Origin of the sequence: Streptomyces sp. NPDC029044, from assembly GCF_040637495.1 — a bacterium.
Taxonomy (GTDB): Bacteria; Actinomycetota; Actinomycetes; order Streptomycetales; family Streptomycetaceae; genus Streptomyces.
This window is the reverse complement of record NZ_JBEZWN010000083.1, coordinates 22,036-28,819: the sequence shown is the minus strand read 5'-3', so window position 1 is coordinate 28,819 and position 6,784 is coordinate 22,036. Positions and strand designations below refer to the sequence as shown.

7 protein-coding genes are annotated in these 6,784 nt (G+C 73.6%); 3 read left to right on the top strand and 4 right to left on the bottom strand.

All coding sequences use genetic code 11. From position 1 onward, the window contains the following. Nucleotides 1-216 precede the first annotated feature (216 nt). On the top strand, nucleotides 217-2,232 hold the full coding sequence (locus AB0E85_RS36040) for an NADPH-dependent 2,4-dienoyl-CoA reductase (protein ID WP_361936540.1): 2,016 nt from the start codon (nucleotides 217-219) through the stop codon (nucleotides 2,230-2,232). 28 nt (nucleotides 2,233-2,260) lie between these two features. After that, a complete protein-coding gene (locus AB0E85_RS36035) occupies nucleotides 2,261-2,812 on the top strand; it encodes a PadR family transcriptional regulator (protein ID WP_361936538.1) in 552 nt (183 codons plus the stop codon). Between the two features lie 85 nt (nucleotides 2,813-2,897). Here the strand turns inward: AB0E85_RS36035 and AB0E85_RS36030 are convergent, their stop codons facing one another. Continuing rightward, nucleotides 2,898-3,434: a hypothetical protein gene (locus AB0E85_RS36030; RefSeq protein WP_361936536.1), complete on the bottom strand. Its 537-nt coding sequence runs from the start codon at nucleotides 3,432-3,434 to the stop codon at nucleotides 2,898-2,900. Between the two features lie 169 nt (nucleotides 3,435-3,603). Then, nucleotides 3,604-4,590: a fibronectin type III domain-containing protein gene (locus AB0E85_RS36025; protein ID WP_361936534.1), complete on the bottom strand. Its 987-nt coding sequence runs from the start codon at nucleotides 4,588-4,590 to the stop codon at nucleotides 3,604-3,606. 409 nt (nucleotides 4,591-4,999) lie between these two features. On the opposite strand from AB0E85_RS36025, the gene AB0E85_RS36020 reads away from it, so the two are divergent. Then, nucleotides 5,000-5,698 carry a glycoside hydrolase family 75 protein gene (locus AB0E85_RS36020; protein ID WP_361936532.1) on the top strand — a complete coding sequence of 233 codons (699 nt, stop codon included), beginning with the start codon at nucleotides 5,000-5,002 and terminating at the stop codon, nucleotides 5,696-5,698. Between the two features lie 80 nt (nucleotides 5,699-5,778). On the opposite strand, the gene AB0E85_RS36015 is transcribed toward AB0E85_RS36020, so the two are convergent. Beyond that, nucleotides 5,779-6,189, bottom strand: coding sequence for a PTS fructose transporter subunit IIA (locus AB0E85_RS36015; RefSeq protein WP_361936530.1), 411 nt, complete (start codon nucleotides 6,187-6,189; stop codon nucleotides 5,779-5,781). Then, a complete protein-coding gene (gene dhaL / locus AB0E85_RS36010) occupies nucleotides 6,182-6,781 on the bottom strand; it encodes a dihydroxyacetone kinase subunit DhaL (protein WP_361936528.1) in 600 nt (199 codons plus the stop codon). Before dhaL ends, AB0E85_RS36015 begins: the two co-directional genes overlap by 8 nt. Between the last annotated feature and the right edge of the window lie 3 nt (nucleotides 6,782-6,784).

The window sequence follows — 6,784 nt, the reverse complement described above, 5'->3', positions numbered from 1 at the left end:
CGGGTCGCCGTACATCATCGCCTTGGCGTTCTCGTAGGTGCGGGACGGGCCGCCCCCCCCGGCGATCTCCACCAGCAGTGCGACCAGGCGGGACCCACCGGTCCAAGGCCCCGGGTCATGGCCCTCCTGTGCCCTCCATCACCTTGTGCAACTAGTTGCATAAACCGTCGGTAGTCCTCTACAACTACAGGCACGACACCGCGCACGGAGGGCCCGATGAGCCGTTACCCGCACCTGCTGACCCCCCTCGACCTGGGCTTCACGACCCTGCCCAACCGGGTCCTCATGGGCTCCATGCACGTCGGCCTGGAGGAGGCCGAGGGTGGCTTCGAGCGCATGGCCGCCTTCTACGCCGCCCGCGCCCGCGGGCGAGTGGGCCTGATCGTCACCGGTGGCATCGCCCCGAACGACGAGGGGCGCCCCTACGAGGGCGGCGCGAAGCTCACCACCGAGGCGGAGGCGGAGCAGCACCGGGTCATCACCGACGCCGTGCACCGCGAGGGCGGGCGGATCGCGATGCAGATCCTGCACTTCGGCCGGTACGCCTACCACCAGGATCTCGTCGCGCCGAGCCCCGTCCAGGCACCCATCAGCCCCTTCCCGCCCCGCGAGCTCACCGACGCCGACATCGAGCGGACGATCGAGGACTACGTCCGTGCCGCCCGCCTCGCCCGGCAGGCCGGATACGACGGTGTCGAGATCATGGGCTCCGAGGGCTACCTCATCAACGAGTTCATCGCCCTCCAGACCAACCACCGCACCGACCGCTGGGGCGGCTCGTACGAGAACCGGACGCGGTTCCCGCTGGAGATCGTGCGCCGGGTGCGCGAGGCGGTCGGCGAGAACTTCATCGTCATCTACCGGCTGTCCATGCTCGACCTCGTCCCGGGCGGCTCGACGCTCGACGAGGTGATCACGCTCGCCAAGGCCGTGGAGGCCGCCGGGGCGACGATCATCAACACCGGCATCGGCTGGCACGAGGCCCGCATCCCCACCATCGCGACCTCCGTGCCGCGCGGCGCGTACACCTGGGTGACCAAGCGGCTCATGGGCGAGGTGTCCGTCCCGCTCGTCACCACCAACCGCATCAACACCCCCGAACTCGCCGAGGAACTGCTCGCCGAGGGCGCCGCCGACATGGTGTCGATGGCCCGCCCGATGCTCGCCGACCCCGACTTCGTCACCAAGGCGGAGGCCGGCCGGCCCGAGGCGATCAACACCTGCATCGGCTGCAACCAGGCCTGCCTCGACCACACCTTCAGCGGCCTGATCACCTCCTGCCTGGTCAACCCGCGCGCCTGCCACGAGACCGAGCTCGTGCTCTCCCCGACCCGGCTGCGCAAGCGCGTCGCGGTCGTCGGCGCCGGGCCGGCCGGGCTGGCCTGCGCGGTCTCCGCCGCCGAGCGCGGGCACGACGTGACGCTGTTCGACGCGGCGAGCGAGATCGGCGGCCAGCTCAACGTCGCCCGCAAGGTCCCGGGCAAGCAGGAGTTCGACGAGACGCTCCGCTACTTCCGCACCCAGCTCGACTGGCACGGCGTGGACGTCCGGCTGAACACGCCCGTCACGGTCGCGGACGTCGACGGCTACGACGAGGTCGTCGTCGCCACCGGCGTCACCCCGCGCACCCCCGAGATCCCCGGGGTCGACCACCCGAGCGTCGTCGGCTACCTCGACGTCCTGCGCGACGGAGCCCCCGTCGGCGACCGGGTCGCGGTCCTCGGCGCGGGCGGCATCGGCTTCGACGTCGCCGAGTTCCTCACCGACGGCGGCGACAAGGCCCACGAGGACCCGGCCACGTACTTCCGCCAGTGGGGCGTGGACATGGACTACAGCGGCCCCGGCGGGCTCGCAGCGCCCGAGCGGCCCGCCCCGCCGCGCACCGTCCACCTGCTCCAGCGCAAGACCTCCAAGGTCGGCGCCGGCCTCGGCAAGACCACCGGCTGGATCCACCGCGCCGAACTCAAGCACCGCGGCGTCACCATGGTCCCGGGCGTGCGCTACGACCGGATCGACGACGCCGGAGTGCACATCACGGTGGGCGAGGAGAGCACGGTGCTGGAGGTCGACACGGTCGTGCTCTGCACGGGGCAGGAGCCGCGCCGCGCCCTGTACGAGGAGCTGCTCGCCGCCGGGTGCAGCGCGCACCTCATCGGCGGCGCCGACGTGGCCGCCGAGCTGGACGCCAAGCGCGCCATCAAGCAGGGCACCGAGCTCGCGGCCGCCCTGTAGTGCGGTGACGCGTCCCTAGGATGAGGCCATGTCACTCCCGCACGCGATCCTCACCGCCCTGCTCGAGAAGCCGTCGTCCGGGCTGGAGCTGACCCGCCGGTTCGACCGGTCGATCGGCTACTTCTGGTCGGCGACGCACCAGCAGATCTATCGCGAGCTCGGGAAACTGGAGGCCGACGGCCTCATCAGGGCCCTGCCGTCACCGCAGCCGGCCCGCGGGCAGAAGAAGAGTTACGAGGTCCTGCCCGCGGGCCGCGCCGAACTGGCCCGCTGGACCTCCGCCTCCCAGGACCCCAAGCCGCACCGCGACACCCTGCTGCTGCGGCTCAGGGCGGCGGCCGTGGTCGGCACGGCGGGCCTGGAGACCGATCTGCGGCGCCATCTAGAACTGCACGAGCGGCAGTTGGCGGAGTACGAGGAGATCGAGCGGCGCGACTTCCCGCCCGGCCGGGACGGCACCGAGGACCGGCTGCGGCATCTGGTGCTGCGGGCCGGCATCGACCTGGAGACCTTCTGGACCCAGTGGCTGCGGCGCGCCCTGGCGGATGTCGCCGAACTCCCGGACGGCGAACCGACCTGAGCGCCCCGCCCGTCCTCGCCGCGACATGACGGCGGCCCGCCCGACCGGAGCGCTTCGGAAGGGGCGGGCCGCCGTTCGCACCGGATCAGAGCCGGTGCGGCTTGTTGCGCCGGCGCAGGTACCAGGCCGCCCCGAGCAGACCCGAGCCGACCAGTGTGCCGCCCGCCACCAGCGTGACGGTGCCGTAGTCCGTCGAGGACCCGCCGACCCCGCCCATGACGCCGCGGGACGGCGAGGCCGAGGGGGTCACCGACCGCGACGGGGAGGGGGCGGTGGACACCACGACGGACTGGGTGCCGGCGGTGGTGCCGTCCGAGCAGATGACGATCACGGTGTACGTGCCCGGGCTGACGTTCGACCAGGCGGCGGACTGACTCGTGGACGTCCCCGACAGCGTCACCTGGCGGCCCTGGGCGAAGCTGCCCTGACTGCTGGTGAGGAGTGAGGCGGTGCCCCAGCTGCCGTTGATCTGCGTGCACGAGCTGGTCGTGACCGACACCGTGGACCCCGTCGTGCTCACGGAGATGCCCGGGCCCGCGACAGCGGCCGAGGCCAGGGCGAGGGGCAGCGCGGCGACTGCCACGGTCAGGCCGGAGCGGAGAACTGACGATGAGTTGCGCATGTGGACTGCCCTCCGGCGGCACGGTTGGCGGTACATCCCTTGCGCCGCCGAGGGTCGGGGAACGCCCGTGCTGCCTCGGAGTCAGCCAAAGCGCCCTGGGCCTCCGCCGCACTCCGAGCGCCCCCGTGCAGGTGACGGGTTCCCGCTCCCGGCTGATGCGCGGGCTGTGTCAGCGCGCCGCGCCCGTCGTCACCGCCCGCTCCGCCGAGAAGCCTCCCCAGGTGCCGTCCGGCAGCATCGCCCGGACGCGGACCCGGTGGGTGACGCCGGCTTCGCGCCCCACGTAGAAGCTGTACGTGGCCCGGTCGCGCGGCGTGCTGCCGCCGTACACCAGGGACGTGGCGGGCCGGCCGTCCAGATGGATCTGGTATTCGGCGACCGCACCGTCCACGCGGGGCGGCACCCAGCTCAGGTCGACGTGGTACGCCCCGTCCTCGCGGTGGCTCGTCGCCCGGAAGCCCGTGGGGGCGGTGGCGCGTCCGTCGCCCGCGCCCGGGGTGGTGAGGCGGACGGTGGCACTGGCGGGGGAGACGTTGCCGGCCGCGTCCCGGGCCCGGACGGTGAACGCGTAGGGCGTGCCGGGTCGCAACCCCGTGAGCACCGTGGCCGTCTGCCCACCGCCCACACTGTGGATCTTCGTAGCCCCCTGGTGGACGTCGTACGACACCACGCCCCGGTCGTCCGCCGAGGCGGACCAGGACAGCTGGACGGCCCGGCTTCCGGCCGCCCGGCCTTGGGGCGCCGCCGGGCGGGTCGGCGCGGAGCGGTCGTCGGCGACCGCCGCGGGCGTCCTCGTCCGCACCGTGCGGCTCGGCGGGCCCAGCCGCCCGTCGGTGTCGCGTGCCCGTACGGAGAAGGCGTACTGCGTCGAAGGCCGCAACCTGGTGACGTCCACCATGTGCTTCGAACCCGGCACCTCGGTGACCTTCGTGGTGCCGCGATACACCTCGTAGACCTCCGCCCCGGCGGTCGCGTTCCACATGACGTGCACACTCGTCGCGCTGCCCGCGGCGGCGGTGACACCCGTGGGCGCACCGGGCACGGCACCGCCGCCCCCTTCCTCCGCTCCGGCCCACCCGCAGGAGGCGGCCAGCGCGAGAGCGCCGCAGAGCGCCAGGTTGCGCAGGAGGGTCGAGGCGGCGGAACGGCTTCGCACGGCACGGCCTCCCGGGGGTGGCACACATGAATGGTCCGGACCAATATGCCGCTGTCGGCGCGGTCCCATCAAGAGGGCGTCGCCCGTGGCGCGGACGCCGCCTCCGGATCGCAGCGTCACCCCCGCCGGGCGCGACCACCCGGGAGAGTTACGTATGCTGAGGATCCTCACGGCCGAACTCCTGGCGGACACCGGGCAGTTCGGGCCTGTCGCGCGGACAGCTGTCGTCGCAGATCCCGCGCCGGCGCAGGCGGCCGGGCGGCCGGAGTCTCACACGGACTCAGGCCCCCGGCCCCTGTCGGGGGTTGGGGACGTGCACCGTCCGGCCCCCCAACGGTGGCCGGGTGATCGCCCCGGGCCCAGATTGGGCTGAGTGCCCGTCAGGTCCCCCACGAGAGGCTCCCGTATCGTGCGTGTCCAGTCGCTCACCCTGGCCGCGGCCAGCGCCGCCCTGCTCGCCCCCACGACACCGCCCGCCGCCCCACCCCACCCCGCGGTATGGCGCGAGAGCACCGTCAGCGCCGCCGAGCTGCTCGCCAAGGTGCGGGACTGCACCCCCGTCTCGCACGGCCGCTACCGCAGCGACAACGGCGCCCCCGCGAACATCCCGGTCTGCGGCACCCGCGACGCCGTGTTCTGGAAAGCCGACATGGACATCGACTGCGACGGCCGCCCCGGACCCCGCTGCAACAGCCGCACCGACCCGTACTTCGCCGCCAGCACGGCCTACGCCCAGTCCGACGGGCGCCCGTTGAGCGCCGAACGCCTGCCCTTCATCGTCGTACCCGCGCCGAGCGCCCTCTGGGACTACCGGGAGCACGGCATCGGCGGCGGTTCCGTGGTGGCGGTCGTCTACCGCGACCGGGTGCAGTACGCGGTCGTCGGCGACACCGGCCCGCAGGGCATCATCGGGGAGGCGTCCTACGCGACCGCCAAGGCCCTCGGTATCCGCGCCGACCCGCACGGCGGCGGCGTACCCTCCGGCGTCACCTACATCGTCTTCAAGAACACCAGAGTGTCACCCATCGAGGACCACGCGGCGGCCGTGACGGAGGGGGAGCGGGTGGTGAGGCGGTTCGCCGGCGCCGGCGCGGCGGACGGGAGCTGAGCGGCTGACGGCGTGTCACACTCACGCCTGCGGCCGGGCACACCGCCGTCCGGGCGGGCCCGGCCGCAGCCGTCGCTCACTCACACCTTCCGGTAGGTGTACGCCTCCGTGGCGGCCGCCTCCACCGCCGCCAGGTCCGCCCCGGTGGACGCCGTGACGACCGCGGCGACCGCACCCTCCACGAAGGGCGCGTCCACCAGACGCGTCCGCTCCGGGAGTTCATCGCCCTCCGCGAGCAGCGCCTTCACCGTGAGCACCGCGCTGCCCAGGTCGGTCAGGACGGCGACCCCGGCGCCGCGGTCGACGGACGCGGCCGCCGCGGCGATCAGTTCCGAGCTCGTACCCAGCCCGCCGCCCTCGGTGCCGCCCGCCGGAGCGACGGGCACCACCGGGCCACCGCCGGCGAGCCCCTTGGCCAGCTCCGCGACCGACGCGGCCACCTGCGCGCTGTGCGACACCAGCACGATTCCCACCACCTGCTCGTCACTCACCGGCGGCCTCCGCGAGTCCCGCGACCAGCAGCGCCGCCGATGTGGCGCCCGGGTCCTGGTGGCCGATGCTGCGCTCGCCCACATAGCTCGCCCGTCCCTTGCGGGCCTGTAGGGGCGTCGTCGCCACGGCGCCCTCCTCCGCGGCGGTGCGGGCCGCCGTGAACGAATCGCCGAGCGCGTCCACCGCGGGCACCAGCGCGTCGATCATGGTCTTGTCGCCCGGGGCGGCACCGCCGAGCGTCATGACCGCGTCCACCCCCGCCCGGAAAGCCTCGGCCAGCTGCTCCGCGCTGACCTCGCCGGCATCGCCCAGCGCCTTGCCGGTGCGGCGCAGCAGCGTCCCGTACAGCGGCCCCGAGGCGCCGCCGACGGTCGAGATCAGCTGGCGTCCGGCGAGGGTCAGAACCCCGCCGGGTGTGCCCGGGGTCTCCTTCTCCAGGGCGGCGACGACGGCCGTGAACCCGCGTTGGAGGTTGCTGCCGTGATCGGCGTCCCCGATGGGGGAGTCGAGGGCGGTGAGCCGTTCCGCCTCGCGGTCGACGGACGCGGCGGTGGCCGTCATCCAACGGCGGAAGAAGTCGGCGTCGAGCACTGG